The following is a 22,739-nucleotide window of genomic DNA, read 5'->3' as shown; positions in this document are numbered from 1 at the left end:
CAAAGGTGAGAGAGACGATGCCGAACAATGGCGTACAGGAAAGTCGCGAATCCGGATCGGGAGCGTCTGACGTTCTCGCGTTCGACCTCGGTGCGAGCAGTGGAAGGGCTTTGCTCGGCCGCCTAGTGGACGGCAAAATCGAAGTCGAAGAACTTCATCGTTTTCCGAACGATCCCGTACAGGTCGGAGGAAGGCTGCACTGGGACATTCTCCGGCTTTATCATGAGATCAAGCAAGGGCTGCTGAAAGCGAAACACCGCGGCATTGCGCTCAAAAGCATGGCGATCGATTCGTGGGCGGTCGACTTCGGTTTCCTGGGCAAAGACGGTGAACTAATCGGGAATCCGTACCATTACCGGGATCGCCATACGGAAGGTGCGATGGAAAGTGTACTGGAGCGTATTCCTGCTACCGTCATTTTCGCCCGTACCGGCATTCAATTCCTGCCCTTCAATACGATTTACCAGCTAGATGCCTTAAAACAAGCGAATTCCCCGTTGTTAAGCAATGGCGTGCGGCTGCTCATGATTCCCGATTTGCTGCGTTATTTCTTGACCGGTAAAGCGCATAACGAATTCACGAATGCGACGACAACGCAATTGTTCAACCCGCTCACCGGAGACTGGGATGTGGAACTGCTTCGCCTGCTCGACCTTGAACGCAGCTGGTTCGGAGACGTGCTGAAACCGGGACAATTGGCTGGCCGTTTGCAGCCTAGCGTCTGCGAGGAACTAGGTGTCCCTTCGATACCGGTATACGCGGTTGCCGAGCACGACACTGGCTCTGCGGTCGCCGCTGTGCCAGCGACGGAGAAATCGTTTGCCTACTTGAGCTGCGGAACATGGTCGCTCATGGGGACCGAAGTGGATAAGCCGGTTATGAACGAACTGGCGCAGAAGCTGAATTTCACGAACGAGGGCGGCGTCGCGGATACGTTCAGGCTGCTCAAAAACATTATGGGCTTATGGATTATCCAAGAGTGCCGCCGGGAGTGGGAAAGAGAAGGGAAGTCGCTTTCATTTCCCGAACTCGTGCGTATGGCGAATGAGGCGAGTCCGTTCGCGGCATTCATCGACCCAGATGATGAATTGTTCCTCCCTCCGGGAGACATGCCGTCCCGCATTGCGGAATATTGCCTCCGGACGGGACAGCAAACACCTGAGACAGTTGGGGCGATCGCGAGAACGATATTCGAAAGTCTGGCGCTGAAATACCGTTACGTGCTAGAGTTAACGGAGAGACTTTCGGGCCAACGGTTTGGCGGATTGCACATGGTCGGAGGGGGCATCCAGAACGAGCTCCTCTGCCAATGGACGGCGAATGCAATTGGCAAACAAGTATGGGCCGGACCTGCGGAAGGCAGCGCCATCGGCAACCTCGCTGTTCAATGGATTGCTCAAGGCGATTTCGCGGACATCTGGGAAGCGCGGCGCGTCATTCGCGAATCGTTCCCGGTCAAGACGTACGACCCCGAGGACGGACAACGTTGGCATGAAGCGTACGTCGCTTTCGTGAAGGTGACGGGAATCGTCTCAGTCTGACGTTCAGGATTCGCAAAGAGAGAGAGGACGCTGTTATGTTAGTTGCGGAACGCTACGAGATCATCGTCGGGCTTGTGAACGAGAGGGGGAGCATCCGGGTATCCGAGCTGAGCGAGCTGTGCCAGGTGACGGAAGAAACGATTCGACGCGATCTCGACCGTCTGGAGCAAGCCGGACGTCTACGTCGTTCGCACGGAGGAGCTGTCAGCGTCAAAGATGACAAGATCACCCAACCGGAAATTCCGTACGCCGTACGCGAGATTACGAACGCGGACGAGAAGAGGCGGATTGCCCGCGAAGCGATCAAGCTCATCCAGCCGAAGGATCGGATTTTGCTGGACGCCAGCTCAACTGCTTGGTATATGGCCTCGGACGTGCCGGATCTCTCGCTAACCGTGCTTACGAACTCAATCAAAGTGGCGACTGAACTTAGCGGCAAAGAGAAAATCGAAGTAATCGCGACCGGCGGCATTCTCGCGCAACGTTCGTTGTCATTCGTCGGTCCGCTTGCGGAGCGTTCTCTGGATGCGTACTACGTCGACAAAGTGTTTCTGTCTTGCAAAGGCGTCCATCTCGATCGCGGCATCAGTGAATCCAACGAATTACAGGCGCGTATCAAAACGCGAATGATCGGCATGGCCGACCAAGTGATCTTGCTCGCGGATTCCAGTAAATTCGGCGTTCAAGCATTTACGCACGTTGGCGATTTGTCACAGGTGAACATGATCATCACCGACAAACGTATGCCTGCCGATACGATCCGCCGGCTCGAGGAGATGGGCATTCGCGTCATTGCGGTATAATAATTTAAAGCGGCTAGCAATAGCCGCTTTACGATTTTCAACTTGTCTGATAACCTGATAAATAGATACGATAATCGGAGGAGCAGCGGCTCTTCTTCATGAGAGGTGCGACATGAAAGTATCGTTGTTCATCACTTGTTTGAGCGATGCCATCTATCCCCGCGTCGGGGAAGCGATGGTAAGGTTGCTCGCGAAGTACGGAGTTAAGCTCGAGTTTCCAGTTATGCAGACCTGCTGCGGACAACCGGCATTTAATAGCGGGTATTGGGACGAGGCGCGCGCGGCGGCCAAGACGATTATCGAATCGTTCGAGGACTGCGACTTCGTCATTTCTCCTTCCGGCTCCTGTACGGGCATGATCCATCACTATCCGAAGCTGTTCGAGAACGACCCCGTCATGCTGAACAAGGCACTCGCTCTGCAGAGCAAGGCGTACGAATTCACGCAGTTCCTCGTCCAGGTACTCGGCGTCACTGACGTCGGGGCTACGTTCGCGCATAAAGTGACGTATCACCCTTCTTGCCACGGCAGCCGGATTCTCGGAGTCAAGGACGAGCCGATGGAGTTGTTGAAACGCGTAAAAGGGTTGGAGTTCGTGCCGCTTCCGCACGCGGAAGACTGCTGCGGCTTCGGAGGCACGTTTGCGGTCAAAATGTCGGACATTTCCGGCGCGATGGTTAGCGAGAAAGTCGATCATGTCAAAGAGACGGAAGCGGAAGTGCTTGTCGGCCTCGACATGGCTTGCCTAATGAACATTGCGGGCAATCTCCGTTACCGCGACGAACCGGTGCGCGTCATGCATCTGGCGGAACTTCTGTACGAAGGGGTGAAGGCATGAGCGTTCATGCGCACGGACATGCAGACGGCGCGACAGTGAAGGAACGCGCGGAAATCGCGCTCAATAACGACTTCCTTCGCAAAGCGGTTAAGTTCACGACGGAACGGCTGAAGAACGGCAAACTGAAAGCGACGGCAGAGCACGGCAACTGGGAAGAATGGCGGGAAAGAGGGCGCCAGATTCGGTTGCATACGATCGCGCATCTCGATTATTATTTAACTCAATTCACGGAAAACGCGCGGGCGAACGGCGTTCACGTTCATTTTGCGGAGACATCGGCGGAAGCGGTGGAGATCGCCATGGAGATCGCGGAGCGCAAGCAGGCGAAATCCGTCGTCAAATCGAAATCGATGGTCACGGAAGAGCTGCACTTGAACCATGCGCTCGAATCGCAGGGCATCGAAGCGGTGGAAACCGATCTCGGCGAATACATTATTCAGTTGGCGGGAGAAGCACCTTCCCATATTATTATTCCGGCCATTCACAAGAACCGCTATCAGATCGCGGAACTGCTTTCGAAAGAAGCCGGCGAAACGCTGGAGCCCGATACGACGGTGCTTGCCGGCTTTGTTCGCCGAAAGCTGCGGCAGAAATTTCTTGACGCAGATATCGGCATGACCGGCTGCAACTTCGCCATCGCAGAGACGGGCTCGATGGTGCTGTTCGAGAACGAGGGCAATGCCCGTATGGTTACGACAGTGCCGAAGACGCAAATTACGCTGATGGGGATGGAACGGATCATTCCTTCATGGTCTGATCTTGAAGTGATGGCGACATTGTTGCCGAGATCGGCGACCGGGCAAAAAATAACGATGTACATGTCCGGCATTACGGGGCCGAAGCGGACGGAAGATGCAGACGGACCGGAAGAGATGCACATCATCATCGTCGACAACGGCAGGTCGCTGCAGCTCGGAGATCCCGAGTTTCAGGAATTGCTGAACTGTATCCGGTGCGGCGCCTGTCTGAACGCTTGCCCGGTATATCGTCATATCGGCGGTCACGCTTATGGCGGCACATACAGCGGTCCGATCGGGGCGGTGCTGACGCCTTCTCTGCAGAAGAACGTCGCCGAGTGGGACGACATCGCGAACGCCTCCAGCTTGTGCGGCGCCTGTTATGAAGCTTGTCCGGTCAAAATTCCTCTCCACGATATGCTCGTCTACTTGCGTAGGCGCAAAGTTGAGGCGGGACACGGCAACAAGATGGAAGGCGCGGGTATGAAAGGCTTTGCAACAGTGATGTCGAAACCCGCATTGTATCGATCCGCGTTGAAGATGGGCAAATTCGGTCAGAAACTGGTCGCCCGCGGCGGAGAAATTCGCGTGAAGCTTGGCCCGTTAAAAGGCTGGAACAGTTACCGCGTGACGCCAAGCTTGCCGAAGAAATCGTTCCGAGACGGCTGGCGTACGCTCGAGGAAGAGCTGCGCGGCGAGCTTGGGCAGTTGGCGCCGGAAGCGAAAGCGCGAATGGAGAAACTTGTCGCCGATCGGGCGAAAGGAAACGGAGGCGGACACGGGCATGGGCATTGACGCAGGCAAAACGCATGACGAGTGGTTAAAGGAGATGGAAGTGCGTTCCAGGGAGAAACAGCTGTCGTTTATTTCGGGCATCTCTTCCAAGCTTCGCCGTCCGATGGTGACCTCGGCCCCGGTTCATCCTTACCGCGGAGCGCCGGATTTCTGGAATGCGTTCGAATGGACGGAAGAGCAGCGGATTGAGCGTTTTACCGACAATTTCCGTAATAACGGAGGACACGTCGAACGGCTCGCATCCATGGAAGAAGCGGCCAACTTTATCGCGGACAAGGCAAAAGCGCTCGGCGCGCGTTACGTTGTCCGCCAGGACGAAGCGGAGCTGGCGTCGCTTGAGCTGGAACAGGCGCTGCCGGACACGAAAGTGTCGACCTGGAACTCGGACGCAGAGCAAACATGGATGGCGCGTTCGGCGGAAGCGGACGTCGGCGTCGTAATGGCAGATGCAGCCGCTGCTTACACAAGCTCGATTATGGTGCGCTCCGCTGCAGGCAAAGGCCGGTCCGTCAGTTTGCTGCCGACCGTGCTTGTCGTCATTATTCCGCTTGAGCGCTTGAAGACAAGACTTGGAGAAATATTGAATCGCTTCGACGAAGAAGGCAGAGAGAGCTTGCCCGCGGGCATTCACTTTATCTCTGGGCCAAGCCGGTCATCGGATATCGAGAACGACTTGACGATCGGCGTTCACGGTCCAGGCGTCGTATACGCTCTTATTGTTGGTTAACGCGAACATTGCATCGAGAGTGGGCATAGGGAAGGGAGGAGGTCCGGCGCGTGGAGATGACGAGACTGACGAAGCGCAACCATTATGAAGAAATCAAAGACCAGCTTGCGCAGATGATTATGGACGGCAAATTGAAAGTAGGAGATAAACTGCCTTCCACAAGAGAGATGTCCGAAAGCTTCGGCGTCGGACGTTCGACGACTCGGGAAGCGCTAAGCGCACTGAAGGCGATGGGGTTGATCGAGATTCGCCAAGGCGGCGGTTGCCGCGTTATTCGTCATACGCCCATCGAACTTGAAGTCGCGATGCCGGAACTGCATTCCTTGCGCATGAATCGGGAGACGTTGCTCGAGTTGCTTGAGGCTCGCCTATCGCTGGAAGTGTCCAATGCATCCGTCGCAGCGCTCAAAAGAACGGATGAAGATGTCGCAGAACTGGCGGCGATCGTGAAGGAGATGGAAAGCGCAATCGGGCAAGATATCGAAGGGGAGCGGACGGACATCATTTTTCATCAAGCCGTCGCGAAGGCGACCCGCAATTCGATATTGGCCATGTTGTTCGAGTCGATCGCGAACCAGTTGGAACAAGCAATTCGGGATGTTCGCAGAGTCGAGCTTTATGCGAACAAACCGGTCGCGGAACGGCTATTCCGCGAGCATTCCGCCATCTACGAGGCCATACGGGAGCGGGATGCGGAACGGGCCGCTTATGCAATGCGTGAGCATCTGCAGCATGTGGAATACATCCTCATGAAGTACATTTGAGTTGATGAGTAGAAAGAAGCTTGATTTTGAGCGCGGAGTGAATTCGTGAACTTAATCCGCTTTGACAAGGAGCGATAAAGAAGGGGCATTCGTGCACCCTTCTTTATCGTTTTTTGATTCCGACGTGCGCCGCTTTGCGGCCTTGTTTTCTCGTTTCGCTGCTTTGCGGTCCGCAACTTCCCTGATGCGTCGTTCCCATTGTTCATAACGATCGGCCGAAATGACTTTTAATTCGTGTTCGTGGAAGATCATCCTATTTTCCTCCTTGTGTTTCGTTCTGAGCTTCATTATGCTGGTGTTAAAAGAGGAAAAAAAGGGTATAGTTTAATCTTCTCATTTCCCCTTTTCGATGGGAGGCATGAAAATGAACGGTTTGATCGATAAATATTTAATGATTTTCAATAAAATAAGTCCTGACGGTGAAGCGGGCGAAGAGATCGAAGCGACGACAGAGGAAGTGGCAGGAGCGCTCTATTGCACGACGCGAAATGCGAAGCTCGTCATTCGGAAACTAGCGGACGAAGGCTTGATTCGTTGGCAAGCCGGAAGGGGCAGGGGGAATGCGTCTCGGATTGCTTTCCTGGCGGAGAAGGACGATCTTCTGCTCCAATCCGCGCAGCGCCTCTCTTCGAAAGGGGAATATAAACAAGCATTTGAATTGCTGCACGCGCACGATGCGCGCGGAGACGCTCAGGAGAAGTATGTACAATGGTTGAATGGGCATTTCGGCTACTCCGTCGATTCGACGGAGGGGCACGATGAGATCGATACCTTGCGATTCCCGGTTTACCATCCGATCTTAAACCTGGATCCGGCTGAAATCTACTGCGCGTTCGACGCTCATATGATCCGACAGCTATATGATTCCTTGATTAACTACGACTACGCAACCAATCAGGTGAAACCAGGCCTAGCACATGCGTGGGACATTAATGAAGATTGGACACAATTCACGCTGTATTTGCGCAAAGGCGTGCGGTTTCACCATGGACGAGAGATTTCAACGGAGGACGTTAAGTTCTCCTTCGAGAGGCTAAAGATCAGCCGCGCAATGAGCTGGATGGTCAAAGACATAAGCGAAATCGAACTACTTGGCCCCAGATCGTTGCGGATTCATCTTGAACGGCCGAACCATGTTTTTCATCGGTATTTGAGTTCGGCAGGCATGTCGATCGTCCCCCGGGACCTCGTCGGCAAGGACGAGAGATTTTTCTGCGACCGTCCCGTCGGCACAGGGCCTTTCCGTTTGAAAGAATGGTCAGAAGATCGAGTGGAGCTGACTTCGAATAAAGACTACTATATGGGGCGGGCACACTTGGATCGGGTTGTTATCGCCTTCATGCCGGAAGGGTTTACTTCACCTCATTCGTTCGCGAACTGCATGCGGCTTCTGTACGATGACAAGGCGAGCTTCGATGAGCCGAGCCCGGAATGGACGGTTATGGAAGAGCTGAACAAAGGCTGTCTGATGCTCAGCTGGAACTTGCGAAAAATTGGCCCCCATCAATCACCGACATTCCGCAAAGCGGTCCATCTGCTGTTAAACCGTCGTAAGATGATCGAGGACATCGGAGGGAACCGCGTCTATCCCGCACGAGGGTACACACCAACGGAGATGACGCCGCTGCTCGACGACGTACTCGACGAACAGGAGGCGAAGAGATTGCTGCTGGAATCCGGCTATACCGGGGAGACGATCACGCTTAGCTTATACGGCTCACACGAAGTCGATGCAGAGTGGCTATGCCGGAGACTTGGCGAATTCGGGATCAACATGACTGTAAGAAAGGATTCGAAGTCAAAAATCGGCAACCCGGCGTTGATCGCGAGTGCGGACTGCATCATTTACGAGGTTGTCATAGCACGGGACGAAGTGTGCGAAGTGGAAAATTATCTCCAGGAAGGAAATTTTATTAGGGAGAGTCTTGGTGTTGACGCTCTCGCATGGGTGCAAGGGCAAACAGAAGAGGCGCTCGGCTGTAAAAGCGCGGAGGATCGTGCTGCTATCTTCCGTCGTATCGAAGAAAAAATACGGGAAGATCACGAGGTTCTGTTCATTTTGCACAAAAAGCTTGGCACGCTATCGCACCCGACTGTAAAAGGGGTTGGACTGAACTATTTGGGATGGATGGATTTCAAAGACATTTGGCTTGACCCAAGCGCGCCAACCGGTACCCAGATCACGACTAAATTGTGAGGAAAATATTAGAATGGTGTTAAGATTTTCCCTCTCGTTCTAATGATTATAGGTACAAAGTGCTAACACCTCCTGTGTAATATGTTGCCTATTCACACGTCATCTCCCAAGAGGGAAGCAACGACAACCAGGAGGAACAGATTATGAAACTATCGATTAGAGGAAAGCTGTTTGGAGGCTCAGATGGAAATGTCCGCTGAGCAAACTGCCGCGACTTCTCAGAACTTGTCCGTTATCGCCCAACGATTGGACGATTCAATCCAAATGTTCACTGTGTAAAGAATGGGGTTATGTAGATGAATCAGGATCAAACCAACCCGATTTTCATATTGGTACAGATTGTTGTCCCGGTCGGCTTAGGTTTTCTGCTTGTTTACAAGATTGCCGATATTCGTACAAAGACGACTCATTTTGTATGTCCGGCTTGCCGTAGTGCCTTCAAGCTCTCAAAGTTTCAAATTGCCTTTGCCATAAAAAGCGGATTGTTGAACGAGCGGATTGTAACCTGTCCTGCTTGTGGTTACAGGGGCAGCATGCCCATGGTAAAAGATTAACGACTCCGTTACATGGTGAACAGGCAGAATCACTGCGACGTTTTGGGACACAGGATGACGTTGTCGTGGTCGACAATCCGACCACTCGTGAGTCTCGGCCGGAGGCATGAGGCGATTCTGCAATATGAAGAGCTTGAAGATTCGCATTCTCTATTGCGGGAGTTCAGCGCACGACCCGACCTGAGAATTAAAGAATAGTTGTTGTGTTGCGGCGTCTCATGGCGTGGCGGGCGTGTTGTAACGAACAACACGCCGACCACTTTCGCAGCTAGTTTGTCCGATTCCATCGTACAGCCCCCATTACTATTACTCCTGCTCTTCTCCGTAAAAGAAAACTTCCTCCAATGGTACGCCGAAAGCATGCGCAATACGGAAAGCCAGCTTGAGCGAAGGGGAGTAGTTGCCTTTCTCCAACGCGACAATCGTTTGTTTGCGGATGTGATTGCCGACAAGATTTTTTCCCATTTCAGACTCCTCTCCGGTGATGATAAACACGATGAAACTGTTGCTGTGTGCTTTCAGTTCGATGAGTTTATCCATTGTGCGCAACGATGGAGACAAGCATGAGCACGAGGACGAAGGAACCCCAGAAGTGGAACAGCTCAGTCGACACAAGACCATCCTCCGGGTACTGCGCGTACGTAAAGGCTCTGTAAGAACCTGTAAATTATATTTTACATACCGAGCTAAATTCCGCCAACTCTAAAGTAAATGTGCTCAATTGTGATTTTAATCACATTCATCGATAGGCAAACGGTTTAGAATAAAAACCAGAAGAGGACCTCGTCAAATCCAACTTGAATCGGAGGAAACAACAATGAATATGGAGTTTTTGTCGAACTTGCCGAATATCGGTCACAGCGTTGCCAAGATGGCTGCGGAGGGCGGTCAATTGATCGCGGACAAAATGAGCATTTACGGCTTTTTTGCCTTCTGCCTGTTGCTCGTGGGCATCTGTTTGATGGTTCCTGTCCATCTTTACGAGAAGTATTACAAAGTTGCGGATGACGAGCCAATCGTCGACGTGACTCTTGACACAGCTCCTGAACTGCCGCACAAAGTGGGTGACTCGGCAGCATAACTTTGAGTCGACAACAAGTGGTTCACACTGGACGCAACGATCTGCTACGCGCAGAAAGTTGCGTCTTTTCGTGTGAGGCGACCTGACGCAGCGGCTGCTCTATGAAAAACGCCGTGTAATCTCTATAATAAGAACAATACGTTGTCAGAAAGAAAGGACATTGCCGATGAATTTTGCCGCCAAGCTCATGCAGAAAGTGAAGAGCCGTTTCGTCCAGCATAAATTAAAACCATTCCAGGATATCGCGCAAGCCGTTCACAGCGAACAAGTTGAATCATGGGATGACGAGCGATTGCAAGAAGAGTCACGTTCGTTGAAGAAGAAAGCGCAAGCAGGAACGCCATTGAGTGACATGCTGCCGCTTGCATTTGCAATCGTTGGCGAGGCTGCCCGCCGAACGCTTGGCTTAAAGCCGTTTGAAGTTCAGGTACTTGCAGGCGCTGCGCTTCACGAAGGTTATCTCGTCGAGATGAGGACGGGAGAAGGCAAGACGCTTGCCGCCGTCATGCCGGCCTATTTGAACGCTTTGCAAGGCAAGGGCGTTCATGTGCTTACTTTTAACGATTATTTGGCCGGACGCGACGCTGAATGGATGGGACCGGTCTATCGTTATCTCGGCCTGACGGTTGCGTCTGTTAAAGAAGGAATGACGACCGAGGAGCGGCAGCAGGCTTACGCAGCCGACGTCACATACGTAACGGCAAAGCAAGCAGGCTTCGATTACTTGCGCGATACGATTGCGATAGAAGTATCGGATATTGTACACCGTCCTTTCCATTACGCAATTGTGGACGAAGCCGACTCCTTGCTGATCGACGAGGCGCGCGTTCCGCTCGTCATTGCAGGGGAAGTTGCATCATCGAGCGGCGACGGCGGGAAAATGGCGCAACTCGCGAGGGAACTGACTCAAGGTGAGGATTATGACTTCGATGACAACAAACGTAATGTGTTCCTGACGGAATCCGGCGTGGAGAAAGCCGAGAAGGTGCTGCAAAGCGGTAACCTGTACGAGTCGCACAACGCTCATTTGTTAACGACGTTAAATTGTGCCATTCACGCGGAATCGCTGCTGAAACGAGACGTTGATTATGTGATCCGCGACGGCAAGCTCGAATTAATCGATCCGTTCACGGGACGTGTTGCCGAGAACCGGCATTGGCCGGACGGACTCCAGGCTGCCGTCGAAGCGAAGGAAGGTATGATCTCGAACACCGCCGGTAAAATTCTCGGTACGATTACGCTGCAACATCTGCTCAGTCTTTATCCGAAAATTAGCGGAATGACAGCAACGGCTCAAGATTCCGCCGACGAGTTCGAAGAGACGTATAACTTGCAAGTGGTTGAAATCCCGCCGAATCGTCCGAACATTCGCCTCGACTACCCGAGCCGGATATTCACGCACAAGGAAGCGCGGCTTAAGGCGCTTGTCTGCGAGATTGCCGAAGTGCATGCGACGAAGCGTCCGATTCTCATCGGCACGAGCAGTGTAGAGGAGTCCGACCAACTCGCCGAAGCGCTTGGCAAAGCCGGCGTAGCCTGCCATGTGCTGAATGCGAAGAACGACGAGAAAGAAGCCGAGATCGTCTCCAGGGCGGGAGAACTTGGCGCGGTTACCGTATCGACGAATATGGCAGGACGGGGCGTCGACATCCGCCTCGGCGGTGGAGACCCGGATCAAGCGGGGAAAGTCGCCGAACTTGGCGGGCTGTACGTCATCGGCACGCATATGAACGAGAGCGCACGCATCGATAACCAGTTGCGCGGACGCGCGGGCCGTCAAGGCGACCCCGGTTCTTCGCGTTTCTATGTCTGTCTGGAGGACGAACTGATCGAGCGTTTCGGCATTGAGAAGGCACTACCTGCAGCTTACCGGAATCGGAAGCAGGACGAGCCTCTCGAAGAGGGAATTTTCAGCAAAAAGATGGATCATATCCAACGTGTCGTCATGGGACAAAATTTTGAAATACGCAAAACGCTCAATAAATATTCGGACATGGTCGAGGAACAACGGCGTATTCACCAAGAGCGGCGCAATGAAGTGCTGTACAACGAAGATTCGATCAGTTCCGCAGAACGGCGTGCGATGTTGTTCCATATGGATAAAGCATGGGCAGACCATCTGGCTTATGTGTCCTATATTCGCGAATCGATCCATCTGGAGAGCTTGGCGAACCGCAATCCCGCCGATGAATTCCACCACCGGATCATTCATGCGTTCGAGCAGTTGCCGGACAAGATCGAGAAAGATACGGCAGCCACGATGAGCAAGCTGAAGTCTGGCGCGTACGGCGATCCGATCGATTGGGATAAGCTTGGCTTGAAGTCGCCGTCCCGGACGTGGACGTATTTGATTCAGGATCAGTTTATGGAGAAGAAGCAAAATATTTTCGGCTTGTAGGCTTGAAACAGAAACATCAGACTTGCGCGAGAAGAAAGAGGCTATTGCATGAATGTACGCAAAATGAGGCTGTATGACACGGAAAACATCCACTCCGGCGAGGACCGCGACGAATATGAGAAAGATTACGCGAGACTGATCCAATCTCCCGCTTTCCGCAGGCTCCAGGGGAAATCTCAAGTGTTCGGCGCGGGCTCCGGAGACTACTACAGAACACGGCTGACGCACTCGCTCGAAGTGTCGCAGATCGCCCGTGAAGTGGCGCGCAGGCTGCTCAAGACGGATCCTTTTCTGTCGCTGAAAGAGCATCCGGGGCTCACGATCGATCCCGAAGTCGTCGAATGCGCATCGCTCGCCCACGATCTCGGACACCCGCCGTTTGGACATAAAGGCGAAGAAGTACTCGATTGCCTTCTCAGGAAAGATCACGGGTTGGAGTACGAAGGCAACGCGCAAAACTTCCGCATTCTCATGTTCCTTGAGAAACGTGCAGGAAGCGACAGCGGGCTGGACTTGACGGCGGCTGTCCTGCTCGGGATTAACAAGTATCCGTTCTGCATCGACGAGCCCGGCAGGCAGAAGGGCGTCTACCGCAAAGAATGGGAAGGGATCGAGTCTCTCAGGCACGCATGGGGCATGCCCGTCGGATGCGCGACGCTTGAAGCCCAATTGATGGATTTGTGCGACGATATCGCATATTCAACGCACGATCTGGAAGACGGCATCCGCGCAGGCAAAATCGAGATGGACCGTCGTTTCTTCGAAGACGACCGCGTTGTTGCGCATGTTTTGCATGAAATTACGAGCGATCCAAGCTATTCGCCGGCCAACTGGGCGGGTATCGATCAGGCTGCGATGGTCAAGCGGGTTCTCATCAACTATCTCGAGCAATGGGAGATCATCTATGCCGAGTGTGACCGTGAGCCGTCGCGCACGCGTAGAGAGATGAAGGCTAGATGGGTGCGCAAATTCGCCAGCGAAGTCGGTGTCATCGACGATCCGGCTAAAAGCTGGAAGAAGGTGACCCTTGTCAAGGATGGCAAGGAAAACGTGGAGCTGCTTCGTACGATTGAAATTTTGAAGAAGCTCGCATGGGTGACGCTAATTAAAGATTTCCGCGTGCAGCGGCTGCACAAACGCAGCGAAGTGATGATCGAGCGCTTATGGGACAGCTTCCGGAATTACGAAACGGGGCATCTCATCATTCCGCCGGACTGGCTGGAAAGCTATGAGGCGAACAAAGAACATTGGAGCTGGGAACGTCTTGCGGCAGATTATATCTCTGGCATGACCGATGCATATGCAGAGAAAGTGTACGGAGAATTTTTCGCCAGCAGGTCGGGTTCGATTTACGAGCGCGACTAACGCTTTAAACCCATCGGCGTTTCAGCATAAAAATCTCTTGACCCTGACAGTAATGTCAGGGTTTATACTGTTGTCGTATCGATCGGCGGGAAGGGGATAACGGCATGAGAATCGGAGAATTGTCTGCGAAGACGGGTGTGAGCGTTCGTTCGCTGCGCTATTACGAGGAGATGAAGCTGCTCACTTCCGTTCGGGCCTCGAACGGATATCGTGAATATTCACCGCTTGCGGAGGAGCAGGTGAAGACGATTCAGTTGTATTTGGCGCTGGGCATCTCCACGGAACAGATCGCAAGTTTCCTGAACTGCGTACTCATGAACGAGGAAGCGTTCTGTGAGCAAGTGCTTCCGGTATATGAGAGCAAATTGAAGGAAATCGACGATCGCATCTATCAACTGTCCGAGATCCGTTCGAACTTGCTCGACCGCATCCGATCGATACGGGAACGAAGATAAACAGGGCAGGAGGCGTTACGATATGTTAGTTGCGAACGATGAAAGCTTGCAAGGAAGCATTCGGCAGCAAGGCGTTACATTGGTCGATTTCGGTGCGAAATGGTGCCCGCCGTGCAAAGTGTTAAAGCCGATTTTGGACGAGTTGGCGGAAGAAAAAGGAGAAGCGGCGATGTTTATCGAGATTGACTGCGACGATTCTCCGGGCGCAGCTTCGACTTATGGCGTGATGTCGATGCCGACCGTAATTGTTTTCCGCGACGGAGAAGCCGTCGAGAAAATCGTCGGCTTGCGGCCGAAAGCAGTCTACGAAGGTTTGATCGCGAAGCATAGCTGAGCGGTTGGATATTGAGATGTAACTAACGAAACCCGCGATCACGCGGGTTTTTCGCTGTGCGTGCGCGACCCTTGGTTGGCATTGTGTTTTTAATTGAAATTGCCTATGATTACAATCATATCGGGGAGAGGGGCGTTCGAAGATGCAGATCGATTTGACGAATAGAACGGTGCTCATCACAGGGGCGACAGGGCAATTGGGACGTGTAATGACAAGAACGCTGGCGAGTTGCGGGGCGAATGTCGCGATCCATTTCAACAGCAGTGCGGCAAAGGCGGCGGAATTAAGGGACGAGATTCATCGTTACGGCGTTCGGGCTGCGATTTTCCGCGCCGATGTTGCAAGCTTTGAAGAAATCGTCGCGATGAGGAATCAAATCAATGATGAGCTTGGCTCGGTCGATATTGTCATCGCGAACGCTGTCGCGCAATACGAATGGACGACGATTTTGGAGCAATCACCCGAAGATTATGCCAGTCAATTTGACACGTGTGTCATGCAAAGCGTCTATTTAGCCAAGGCGTTTGCTCCGAATATGATCGAGAGAAAGTGGGGGAGGTTCGTCGGCATCAACACCGAATGCTCTATGCAGAATTTCCCAACTCAATCCGCGTACGTGGCAGGCAAAAGAGGCATGGACGGCGTTTATCGCGTGCTCGCGAAGGAGATCGGAGAGCATGGCATTACGGTAAATCAAGTGGCGCCGGGTTGGACGATCAGCGATCGGGATCGCGAGAACCATACGGAGGTCAGCGAATCGTATCAGTCGAACGTGCCTCTTAAGCGGCGTGGTACCGACCAAGAGATCGCCAATGTCGTCGCTTTCCTCGCGTCGGATCTCGCCAGCTTCATTACTGGGGCCTATGTCCCCGTGAGTGGTGGCAACGTCATGCCGACGATATGAGGTGAGGCCGGTGAAGGGCAAATATCGGTACGTCTGGGTGACCGTTGTCGCTTTGCTCGTATTCTATATCGTTTTTCTGCCATCCCCTACACCGCAATTTGCGATTCGCAAGCATTTGCTATTCACATTCCATCCCATATTGGCGTTCAGCGCATCTATCACGGTGCGACGCGAGGGAGAGACGTACGTTGTCGTAGACAGCGACAGTCCGTTTTTTGAATTGAAACACGGCGCGCTCGGTTGGCGTGTGAAATCGGCTAACCCTGCGCCTTGAGGCATTATAGGGAGCTGAAATGACAGAGGATGGACTGTCATGGTCTCGATTAACGCGAAAAAGAGGCGAGTTGGCGATGAAAATTCTGATACTTGGCGGTACGGTGTTTCTAGGGTATCACATTATGCTCAGCGCCGTACAAGCAGGGCATGAAGTGACCATTTTCAGTCGGGGGCAGACGAAGCTTGCCGGGCCGTTGCCGGAAGTCGAGCGGCTCACGGGGGATCGAGACGGCAACCTCGCCGCATTGGATGGGGGCAAGTGGGACGTTGTCATCGATACGTCCGGTTATGTGCCGAGAGTTGTACGACAGTCGGTTGAACGGTTGGCGGGCGCAGTAGATCTGTACGTTTTCGTATCGAGCGTATCGGTTTATGACGGTTTTCACGAGCCTGGCACCGATGAATCGTATGCTGTCGCATCGCTGGACGATCCTGCAACGGAAGAGGTCGCGAAAGCCTACGGCCAGCTAAAAGCGGCGTGCGAAGAAGTTGTTGAAGCTGGCTTTCCGGGACGTTCGCTCATCGTGCGTCCCGGCCTAATCGTCGGACCGAACGATCCGACGGACCGTTTAACATATTGGCCGGTGCGATTGCGCGATGGTGGTGAGACGATCGCTCCGGGATCGCCAGCTGCGCCCGTACAGTTCATCGACGTTCGAGACTTGGCGGAGTGGATCGTTCGAATGGCGGACGATGGGCGATCCGGCACGTACAATGCAACAGGGCCAGCTTGGCGGATGACGATGCAACAGTTTCTCGAGCAAGCCTCCCAAGCAACAGGAGATAGAGCGAAGCTGGTGTGGATCGACAATGAATTTTTGCTTGAGAACGACGTTGGACCATGGATGGAGCTGCCGTTATGGATTCCCGGAACGGGAGAGACGGCCGAGATGCGATATATGCTCGACATCGCTATTGGCAAAGCGCTCGAAGCAGGCCTGACATTCCGACCACTGGAAGCGACGATAAAGGACACGCTCGCTTGGCATGATACCCGAACAGAGAGCAAATCAAGGAAAGCGGGCATGGACGCTGCGAAAGAAAAGACACTTCTAACTCAGTGGAAAAGCGGTGCGCGAACGTCAACGTAATCAGATACAACTTGGCATCATTCGTAACGGCAGCAGGGGAGAACGACTCGGAGGGAACAACATGGAATCTTACGTAATCGCACATGCGAAGAGAGAAGACTTGGAAGCAATCGTGGACATCTACAATTCCACGATTACAAGCCGAATGGTGACGGCAGATTTGGAACCCGTCACTGTCGAGAGCCGTTTACGTTGGTTCGAAGAGCACAACGAGGAGCAAATGCCACTGTGGGTGATGAGACATGAGGGGAGAATCATCGCGTGGCTTAGCTTCTCCAAGTTTAATGCCCGGGCCGCGTACGACGCGACGGCAGAAATCAGCATCTATATTGCGCCGGACAACCGGGAGGGCGGCATCGGCAGCCGATTCTTCACAGCGGCGATCGCGGCTTGCCCTAGTCTCGGCATTCGCAACATCGTCGCACTTGTATTCGGCCACAACGCGCCAAGCCTGGGCCTGCTCAGAAAATTCGGCTTCGAGCAATGGGGATTGTTGCCCGGCGTGGCTACGCTTGATGCCATCGATCGCGATCTCGTTATTATGGGGCGAAAAGTGTGAAATGAAGAAAACCGTCAGGGCCCCTGACGGTTTCTCTGCACTTATTTGTTTTGGGACTCCAAACCGGTTTATCCGCCAAAAATAATGTTCCCGCAGACCACTAATTCGCTCGTCAGCCGGGCTTCTGCCGAAATAATGTTCCTGCAGATCATTATTTCGCTCGCGTCCCCGGCTTCCTCCGGAATAATGCTCACGCAGATCATTATTCATTCGTCATGCGCGTGGCATCGAGCGAGAAATCGGGGGTATAACGGAAAAACTTTCCACTATACCGCAAAATACTTTGTGAACAACCTCTTAAAACACCTTCGTCGTCCACGACTCGCAGTTCCACACTTCGGTAGCGACATCACGGTAAAATTCCGGTTCGTGACTAATGAGAAGAATGCTGCCTTTGTATGCTTTGAGCGCACGCTTCAACTCGTCTTTCGCATCGACATCCAAGTGGTTCGTTGGTTCGTCAAACACGAGTACGTTCGTCTCTTTGTTAATCAGGTTGCACAGGCGCACTTTCGCTTTCTCGCCGCCGCTCAGGACGCTGACTTTACTCTCGATATGTTTCGTCGTCAGGCCGCATTTCGCCAGCGCTGCGCGCACTTCGAATTGGCTCATGGACGGGAAGTTTTTCCATACGGCTTCGATACAAGTTTCGTCTGCGCCGCTTTTAACCTCTTGTTCGAAGTAACCGACGAACAAATTATCCCCTTTTTTCGTTTCGCCCGACAAAGCGGGGATCTCGCCTAGTAAGCTGCGCAGCAGCGTCGTCTTTCCGATGCCGTTCGCGCCGACGATGGCGATCTTTTGGCCGCGTTCCATCAATAGATCGATCGGACGGCAGAGCGGTTCTTCGTAGCCGATCACGAGATTTTGCGCTTCGAAAATCAGCCGTCCAGATGTGCGCGCTTCCTTAAAGCGGAACTCCGGTTTTGGTTTCTCGCGCGCGAGCTCGATAATCTCCATGTTGTCCAGCTTCTTCTGGCGGCTCATGGCCATGTTCCGCGTCGAGACGCGCGCTTTGTTGCGCTGAACGAAATCTTTCAGTTCTTCGATCTCTTGCTGTTGCCGCTTAAAGGCAGATTCAAGCTGCTGCTTCTTCGCTTCGTGTAGCTGCACGAAGTTGTCGTAGTCGCCGACGTAGCGGTTCAGCTCCTGATTGCCCATATGGTAGATCAGATTAATGACGCTGTTCAGAAACGGAATGTCGTGAGAGACGAGAATAAACGCGTTCTCGTATTCTTGCAAGTACCGTTTCAGCCATTCGATATGCTGCTCGTCCAAGTAGTTGGTCGGTTCGTCGAGCAGCAGAATGTCGGGCTTCTCGAGCAGCAGCTTGGCGAGCAAAATTTTCGTCCGTTGGCCGCCGCTTAAATCATGGACATCGCGATCGAGTCCGATGTCGGTCAGTCCGAGCCCCCGAGCGATTTCTTCGACTTTGGCGTCGATCATATAGAAGTCGTTGTTCGTGAGCGTGTCCTGAATCGTGCCGACTTCCTCCAGCAATTCCTCGAGTTCCTCTGGCGTTACGTCTCCCATCCGTTCGTACATACCGTTCATTTCCGTCTCGAGATCCATCAAGTATTGGAAAGCGCTGCGCAGCACGTCCCGGATCGTCATGCCTTTCTCCAGAACGGAGTGCTGATCAAGGTAGCCGACGCGCACTTTACGCGACCACTCGACTTTACCCGCATCCGGTTCAAGCTTGCCGGTGATAATGTTCATGAACGTCGATTTGCCTTCGCCATTCGCGCCGACAAGTCCGACGTGCTCGCCCTTGAGCAAGCGGAAGCTGACATCGTTAAAAATGGCGCGATCGCCGAAACCATGCGTTAAATTTTTGACTGTCAAAATACTCATCTATAGACACCTATTTTCCGTTATTTTCGAAGAGATGTGCGCAAACGCACCAAAATCCATTATAAATCGCGCGAGGGGCAAAACTCAACGGTTTCGTCGCGATAACGTTCGGTAGACCGCCCGCTGAACTAAGCTGTATAATCAAGGAATCGGAAAGAGGAGGACTGTCATTGAGCAAATATTGGAGCAAGTTGGCTGCATCGCTGACCCCGTACGTGCCGGGAGAACAGCCGAAAGATCAGCGTTACATTAAGCTGAATACAAACGAAAATCCATACCCGCCGTCACCGAAAGCAATCGAAGCGATTCGCAAAGCCGCAAACGACGAACTGAGACTGTACCCGGACCCGACTTGCGACGACTTGCGCACCGCAATCGCCAAGCGGCACGGGTTGACGAAAGAGCAAATTTTCGTCGGCAATGGTTCGGATGAAATTCTCGCTTTCGCTTTCCCGGCGTTTTTCTCGCCGGAGAGACCGATTCTGTTCCCGGATGTGACGTATACGTTCTATCCGGTGTACGCGAAGTTTTATGGTATCCCGTACGAAACGGTGCAGACGGACAACGAATTCCTTATTAACCCCGACGACTACATGAATCCAAACGGCGGTATTGTCATTCCGAACCCGAACGCACCGACGGCACGTTACTTAATCGTCGACGAACTCGAACGTATTTTAAGAGCGAACGAAGACACCGTCGTTATCGTCGACGAGGCGTACATCGATTTCGGCGGACGATCCGCCGTATCGTTCATCAACGATTATCCGAACTTGCTCGTCGTTCAGACGTTGTCGAAATCGCGTTCGCTCGCGGGGCTTCGCGTCGGCATGGCATTCGGTCATCCAGATTTGATCGAAGGCTTGAACCGGGTGAAAGATTCGTTCAACTCGTATACGCTGGATCGTCTAGCTTTGGCCGGCGCAATGGCCGCTATCGAAGATGAGGCGTATTTCGAAGAAACGACACGCAAAGTGATGGCGACAAGGGAAAGGACGGCGAAGGCGATCGCTGAACTGGGGTTCGTCTCGATCCCGTCGTCGGCCAATTTTCTGTTTGTGACCCACCCTGAGATTTCTGCCGAGCTGCTCTTTGGCAGATTGAAGAGCAAAGGCATTCTCGTGCGGTATTTCAATAAGCCGAGAATCGACCGTTATTTGCGCGTCAGCATCGGTACTGACGAAGAGATGGATCAATTTGCAAAAGCACTTGCCGACATCGCGGAAGAAGCCGGAAGGATCGACCAGTAACCTAACGAAGGGGATGGCGAGATGGCAAACTGGGGCAAGAGGGAAGAGAGGCCGAAATGGGCGTACGAGGAAGTCGTGTTGGCGGATGCGAACCCACGATGGATGGCAGAGGGCGAGGAGTTAATCGATCGTCTCGGCGAGCAGCTTGGCAGCTTTGGGGTGACGGATATTGAGCACATCGGAAGCACGGCGATCCCGGGTTTGCCCGCGAAGCCGATTATCGATCTGATGGCGTTCATCCCCGACTACAGCAGGTTAAGCGGGATTGCGGAAGCGCTCGCGCCAGACGGCTGGCATTACGTGCCACCGGAACTCGATTTGCGGCCCTATCGTCGTTTTTTCGTGCTTGCCCCGGAAGATAAGCGCCATGCCCATTTGCATTTATTCCTGGATGGGGAACCGCGTTACCGGGAGCAGCTTGCTTTCCGTGATGCCTTACTGAACAGAAGAGACTGGGCGATGGCTTACGGGGAGCTTAAGATCGAATTGGCGGAACGTTACCGCCATGACCGGGAAAGCTACTCCGAAGCGAAGTCGCGTTTCGTAGACAAAATACTCCGACAATCCAAAGTGAAGGTGACTACCGCCGTGAATACGGATTTGCGATACCCGATCGGCCGCTTCCATCAGGACGGAGCGGTGACTGCACAGCAGAAAGATCAATGGCTTGCCGATATCGAAGCGTTGCCGGAACGGTTAAAAGCTGCGCTAAACGGATTAACCGACAGGCAGTTACAAGAGCCTTATCGTCCGGGAGGCTGGACGGTCAAACAAGTGGCGCACCATTTGGCGGACAGCCATATGAACAGTTTTATTCGATTTAAGCTGGCATTAACCGAAAACAATCCGACGATCAAGCCGTACGAGGAGCAGTTGTGGGCTGAGTTGCCGGATTCGATCGATTTGCCTGCGGACGTGTCCGTTGCACTGCTTATAGCGTTACACGAAAGGTGGGCGGTTCTGCTTCGGTCGATGAGCGACGAACAATACGCAAGAACGTTTGTCCATCCCGCTTCCCAACAGACGAACCGGTTGGACGTTGCACTCGGGATGTACGCCTGGCATGGACGTCATCATGTCGCTCAAGTGACTACGCTTCGCGAGCGAATGGGGTGGACCGTACTAGCTGACTAGAAACAAGACGGAGAGCTCGTCTTCCTGAAGCAGCTTGCCGAACAGTCGACCTTGCGCATAATCGCATTTGTACTTTTTCAAGTAAGTAAGCTGTTCGTATGTTTCCAGCCCCTCGGCGACAACCGTGTAACCGAGATGTTTGAAGAATCCGATCATCGCCCCGGTCATGTCTCGTTCTTTGACGCTGCCGATATCGTGCACGTGTTTCGGAACAAGCTTAATCGTGTCGAACGGAAGGGTCCGCAGGAAATGCGTAGAATGGCGAGTGGAGCCAAATTTGTCCAGCGCCAGACGGACGCCGATTGCTTTTAAAGCTTCCACTTGCAAGGCGGCAGCTTCCACGGACGATAAGGAACTCCCTTCCGTTAAAGCCAGTTCCAACTGATTTGGCGATATGTCGGTTGCGAGCAAGGTATCCTTCACTAGTGCCTCGAAGCCGTTGCTTTCAAGTTGCGACCCCGTGACATTGATCGTCAGCTTTAATACACGTTCCGGGAAACGTGCTTTGATTCTTGTGAACGCTTCACATGCTTGACGGATTGTCCATTCGCTGATTTGCGCGGTCATGTTGGTGGATTCTGCGACACGCAGAAAATCGCGCAACGGCATCTCGCCGAGCTCCGGATGATTAAATATTAGCTGAGCTTCCACGCCTCTTAGAACGCCTCCGGCAAGCTCGTATTGCGGTTCGTATAGGAGCGTCAACTGTCCATCCCGAATTGCGGTCGGCAAACACGCCTCGATCTGTAACCGTCTTAGCCGTTGGGTGGCTAACCATGCATTGTAGAGCGCTTTTTCTTTCTTGTCAGCGTCTTCAGCCTTTTCCGCATGGCGAATCCTCGTCAGCTCGTCGGTCTCCGGCTGGCGATGTGCCGTACTAGACATTCGTCGGATGAGGGAAGGGTAGAAGATATAGACGAGCGCAAGCAATAAAACCAAAACCGCAATTGCCGCGACGACATAGATGAGACTGCTCATGCTGGGGTCAAACAGGGGAATCCCTCCAGTAGCCGATCTGATCTGTCGAATAGATTAGTACAAGTATGAAGGGAAATCATTTGAAAAGTTGCGGGTTCGACAAA

General features: G+C 53.0%; 23 protein-coding genes and 1 pseudogene. 20 read left to right on the top strand and 4 right to left on the bottom strand.

Going from position 1 to position 22,739, the window contains the following annotated elements; translation table 11 throughout:
- Window positions 1–17 precede the first annotated feature (17 nt).
- The 6 genes from ACFPOF_RS27155 to ACFPOF_RS27130 all read left to right on the top strand — a co-directional run bounded on the left by ACFPOF_RS27155 (window position 18) and on the right by ACFPOF_RS27130 (window position 6,205).
- Window positions 18–1,541 (top strand): rhamnulokinase, encoded by a 1,524-nt coding sequence (locus ACFPOF_RS27155; protein WP_378138500.1) that lies wholly within the window; start codon window positions 18–20, stop codon window positions 1,539–1,541.
- 35 nt (window positions 1,542–1,576) lie between these two features.
- Window positions 1,577–2,344 (top strand): DeoR/GlpR family DNA-binding transcription regulator, encoded by a 768-nt coding sequence (locus tag ACFPOF_RS27150; RefSeq protein WP_378138499.1) that lies wholly within the window; start codon window positions 1,577–1,579, stop codon window positions 2,342–2,344.
- 112 nt (window positions 2,345–2,456) lie between these two features.
- Window positions 2,457–3,182, top strand: coding sequence for a (Fe-S)-binding protein (locus ACFPOF_RS27145; protein WP_378138498.1), 726 nt, complete (start codon window positions 2,457–2,459; stop codon window positions 3,180–3,182).
- Window positions 3,179–4,714, top strand: coding sequence for a LutB/LldF family L-lactate oxidation iron-sulfur protein (locus ACFPOF_RS27140; protein ID WP_378138497.1), 1,536 nt, complete (start codon window positions 3,179–3,181; stop codon window positions 4,712–4,714). Before ACFPOF_RS27145 ends, ACFPOF_RS27140 begins: the two co-directional genes overlap by 4 nt.
- A complete protein-coding gene (locus ACFPOF_RS27135) occupies window positions 4,704–5,441 on the top strand; it encodes a LutC/YkgG family protein (RefSeq protein ID WP_378138496.1) in 738 nt (245 codons plus the stop codon). Before ACFPOF_RS27140 ends, ACFPOF_RS27135 begins: the two co-directional genes overlap by 11 nt.
- A 50-nt stretch (window positions 5,442–5,491) precedes the next feature.
- Window positions 5,492–6,205 (top strand): FadR/GntR family transcriptional regulator, encoded by a 714-nt coding sequence (locus ACFPOF_RS27130; RefSeq protein WP_378138495.1) that lies wholly within the window; start codon window positions 5,492–5,494, stop codon window positions 6,203–6,205.
- A gap of 51 nt (window positions 6,206–6,256) precedes the next feature.
- Here the strand turns inward: ACFPOF_RS27130 and ACFPOF_RS27125 are convergent, their stop codons facing one another.
- Complete coding sequence (locus ACFPOF_RS27125) at window positions 6,257–6,457, bottom strand: hypothetical protein (RefSeq protein WP_378138494.1); 201 nt, start codon at window positions 6,455–6,457, stop codon at window positions 6,257–6,259.
- A gap of 112 nt (window positions 6,458–6,569) precedes the next feature.
- Here ACFPOF_RS27125 and ACFPOF_RS27120 point away from each other — a divergent pair, with 112 nt between their 5' ends.
- A complete protein-coding gene (locus ACFPOF_RS27120; RefSeq protein WP_378138493.1) occupies window positions 6,570–8,402 on the top strand; it encodes an ABC transporter substrate-binding protein in 1,833 nt (610 codons plus the stop codon).
- 296 nt (window positions 8,403–8,698) lie between these two features.
- On the top strand, window positions 8,699–8,956 hold the full coding sequence (locus ACFPOF_RS27115) for a CpXC domain-containing protein (protein WP_378138492.1): 258 nt from the start codon (window positions 8,699–8,701) through the stop codon (window positions 8,954–8,956).
- Between the two features lie 306 nt (window positions 8,957–9,262).
- On the opposite strand, the gene ACFPOF_RS27110 is transcribed toward ACFPOF_RS27115, so the two are convergent.
- A complete protein-coding gene (locus tag ACFPOF_RS27110; RefSeq protein ID WP_378138491.1) occupies window positions 9,263–9,421 on the bottom strand; it encodes a helix-turn-helix transcriptional regulator in 159 nt (52 codons plus the stop codon).
- A 352-nt stretch (window positions 9,422–9,773) separates the two neighbouring features.
- On the opposite strand from ACFPOF_RS27110, the gene ACFPOF_RS27105 reads away from it, so the two are divergent.
- The 9 genes from ACFPOF_RS27105 (at window position 9,774) to ACFPOF_RS27065 (ending at window position 17,419) form a co-directional block, all read left to right on the top strand.
- Window positions 9,774–10,037, top strand: coding sequence for a hypothetical protein (locus tag ACFPOF_RS27105; RefSeq protein ID WP_378138490.1), 264 nt, complete (start codon window positions 9,774–9,776; stop codon window positions 10,035–10,037).
- Window positions 10,038–10,203: 166 nt separating this feature from the next.
- On the top strand, window positions 10,204–12,435 hold the full coding sequence (gene secA2, locus ACFPOF_RS27100) for an accessory Sec system translocase SecA2 (protein ID WP_378138489.1): 2,232 nt from the start codon (window positions 10,204–10,206) through the stop codon (window positions 12,433–12,435).
- Between the two features lie 48 nt (window positions 12,436–12,483).
- Window positions 12,484–13,800 carry a deoxyguanosinetriphosphate triphosphohydrolase family protein gene (locus ACFPOF_RS27095; RefSeq protein ID WP_378138488.1) on the top strand — a complete coding sequence of 439 codons (1,317 nt, stop codon included), beginning with the start codon at window positions 12,484–12,486 and terminating at the stop codon, window positions 13,798–13,800.
- A gap of 104 nt (window positions 13,801–13,904) precedes the next feature.
- Entirely contained in the window at window positions 13,905–14,255 is a 351-nt protein-coding gene (locus ACFPOF_RS27090) for a MerR family transcriptional regulator (RefSeq protein WP_378138487.1), read from the top strand.
- A gap of 22 nt (window positions 14,256–14,277) precedes the next feature.
- Window positions 14,278–14,589 (top strand): thioredoxin family protein, encoded by a 312-nt coding sequence (locus tag ACFPOF_RS27085; RefSeq protein WP_378138486.1) that lies wholly within the window; start codon window positions 14,278–14,280, stop codon window positions 14,587–14,589.
- A gap of 142 nt (window positions 14,590–14,731) precedes the next feature.
- Entirely contained in the window at window positions 14,732–15,493 is a 762-nt protein-coding gene (locus ACFPOF_RS27080; RefSeq protein WP_378138485.1) for an SDR family NAD(P)-dependent oxidoreductase, read from the top strand.
- 10 nt (window positions 15,494–15,503) lie between these two features.
- The gene (locus ACFPOF_RS27075) at window positions 15,504–15,767 is read left to right on the top strand and encodes a hypothetical protein (protein WP_378138484.1); all 264 of its coding nucleotides are present in this window, start codon (window positions 15,504–15,506) and stop codon (window positions 15,765–15,767) included.
- Window positions 15,768–15,843: 76 nt separating this feature from the next.
- A complete protein-coding gene (locus ACFPOF_RS27070) occupies window positions 15,844–16,860 on the top strand; it encodes an NAD-dependent epimerase/dehydratase family protein (protein ID WP_378138483.1) in 1,017 nt (338 codons plus the stop codon).
- Between the two features lie 61 nt (window positions 16,861–16,921).
- Window positions 16,922–17,419, top strand: coding sequence for a GNAT family N-acetyltransferase (locus ACFPOF_RS27065; RefSeq protein WP_378138482.1), 498 nt, complete (start codon window positions 16,922–16,924; stop codon window positions 17,417–17,419).
- A gap of 297 nt (window positions 17,420–17,716) precedes the next feature.
- Here ACFPOF_RS27065 and ACFPOF_RS27060 read toward each other — a convergent pair whose 3' ends face one another.
- Window positions 17,717–19,273 carry an ABC-F family ATP-binding cassette domain-containing protein gene (locus tag ACFPOF_RS27060; RefSeq protein WP_378138481.1) on the bottom strand — a complete coding sequence of 519 codons (1,557 nt, stop codon included), beginning with the start codon at window positions 19,271–19,273 and terminating at the stop codon, window positions 17,717–17,719.
- A gap of 170 nt (window positions 19,274–19,443) precedes the next feature.
- Between ACFPOF_RS27060 and hisC the strand changes: the two genes are divergently transcribed.
- The 3 genes and pseudogenes from hisC (at window position 19,444) to ACFPOF_RS27045 (ending at window position 21,657) form a co-directional block, all read left to right on the top strand.
- Window positions 19,444–20,523, top strand: coding sequence for a histidinol-phosphate transaminase (hisC, locus tag ACFPOF_RS27055; protein ID WP_378138480.1), 1,080 nt, complete (start codon window positions 19,444–19,446; stop codon window positions 20,521–20,523).
- 21 nt (window positions 20,524–20,544) lie between these two features.
- A pseudogene (locus tag ACFPOF_RS27050) lies at window positions 20,545–21,072 on the top strand (GrpB family protein); the annotation flags it as partial.
- 39 nt (window positions 21,073–21,111) lie between these two features.
- Complete coding sequence (locus ACFPOF_RS27045) at window positions 21,112–21,657, top strand: YfiT family bacillithiol transferase (RefSeq protein WP_378138557.1); 546 nt, start codon at window positions 21,112–21,114, stop codon at window positions 21,655–21,657.
- Here ACFPOF_RS27045 and ACFPOF_RS27040 read toward each other — a convergent pair.
- Window positions 21,646–22,635, bottom strand: coding sequence for an EAL domain-containing protein (locus ACFPOF_RS27040; protein WP_378138479.1), 990 nt, complete (start codon window positions 22,633–22,635; stop codon window positions 21,646–21,648). The genes ACFPOF_RS27045 and ACFPOF_RS27040 overlap by 12 nt on opposite strands.
- Window positions 22,636–22,739 lie beyond the last annotated feature (104 nt).

This window comes from Cohnella soli, assembly GCF_042655525.1.
GTDB lineage: Bacteria > Bacillota > Bacilli > Paenibacillales > Paenibacillaceae > Cohnella > Cohnella soli.
The sequence above is the reverse complement of the archived record's forward strand: the minus strand, read 5'-3'. Positions and strand labels throughout refer to the sequence as shown.

Bases quoted from the DNA above. Each gene is read 5' to 3' on its own strand.
- ACFPOF_RS27150 (WP_378138499.1), top strand. From the start codon at position 1,577: ATGTTAGTTGCGGAACGCTACGAGATCATCGTCGGGCTTGTGAACGAG.
- ACFPOF_RS27105 (WP_378138490.1), top strand. From the start codon at position 9,774: ATGAATATGGAGTTTTTGTCGAACTTGCCGAATATCGGTCACAGCGTT.
- secA2 (WP_378138489.1), top strand. From the start codon at position 10,204: ATGAATTTTGCCGCCAAGCTCATGCAGAAAGTGAAGAGCCGTTTCGTC.
- ACFPOF_RS27145 (WP_378138498.1), top strand. From the start codon at position 2,457: ATGAAAGTATCGTTGTTCATCACTTGTTTGAGCGATGCCATCTATCCC.
- ACFPOF_RS27080 (WP_378138485.1), top strand. From the start codon at position 14,732: ATGCAGATCGATTTGACGAATAGAACGGTGCTCATCACAGGGGCGACA.
- ACFPOF_RS27090 (WP_378138487.1), top strand. From the start codon at position 13,905: ATGAGAATCGGAGAATTGTCTGCGAAGACGGGTGTGAGCGTTCGTTCG.
- ACFPOF_RS27115 (WP_378138492.1), top strand. From the start codon at position 8,699: ATGAATCAGGATCAAACCAACCCGATTTTCATATTGGTACAGATTGTT.
- ACFPOF_RS27065 (WP_378138482.1), top strand. From the start codon at position 16,922: ATGGAATCTTACGTAATCGCACATGCGAAGAGAGAAGACTTGGAAGCA.
- ACFPOF_RS27040 (WP_378138479.1), bottom strand. From the start codon at position 22,635: ATGAGCAGTCTCATCTATGTCGTCGCGGCAATTGCGGTTTTGGTTTTA.
- ACFPOF_RS27120 (WP_378138493.1), top strand. From the start codon at position 6,570: ATGAACGGTTTGATCGATAAATATTTAATGATTTTCAATAAAATAAGT.
- ACFPOF_RS27070 (WP_378138483.1), top strand. From the start codon at position 15,844: ATGAAAATTCTGATACTTGGCGGTACGGTGTTTCTAGGGTATCACATT.
- ACFPOF_RS27095 (WP_378138488.1), top strand. From the start codon at position 12,484: ATGAATGTACGCAAAATGAGGCTGTATGACACGGAAAACATCCACTCC.
- ACFPOF_RS27135 (WP_378138496.1), top strand. From the start codon at position 4,704: ATGGGCATTGACGCAGGCAAAACGCATGACGAGTGGTTAAAGGAGATG.
- ACFPOF_RS27155 (WP_378138500.1), top strand. From the start codon at position 18: ATGCCGAACAATGGCGTACAGGAAAGTCGCGAATCCGGATCGGGAGCG.
- ACFPOF_RS27110 (WP_378138491.1), bottom strand. From the start codon at position 9,421: ATGGGAAAAAATCTTGTCGGCAATCACATCCGCAAACAAACGATTGTC.
- ACFPOF_RS27140 (WP_378138497.1), top strand. From the start codon at position 3,179: ATGAGCGTTCATGCGCACGGACATGCAGACGGCGCGACAGTGAAGGAA.
- ACFPOF_RS27060 (WP_378138481.1), bottom strand. From the start codon at position 19,273: ATGAGTATTTTGACAGTCAAAAATTTAACGCATGGTTTCGGCGATCGC.
- ACFPOF_RS27125 (WP_378138494.1), bottom strand. From the start codon at position 6,457: ATGATCTTCCACGAACACGAATTAAAAGTCATTTCGGCCGATCGTTAT.
- ACFPOF_RS27085 (WP_378138486.1), top strand. From the start codon at position 14,278: ATGTTAGTTGCGAACGATGAAAGCTTGCAAGGAAGCATTCGGCAGCAA.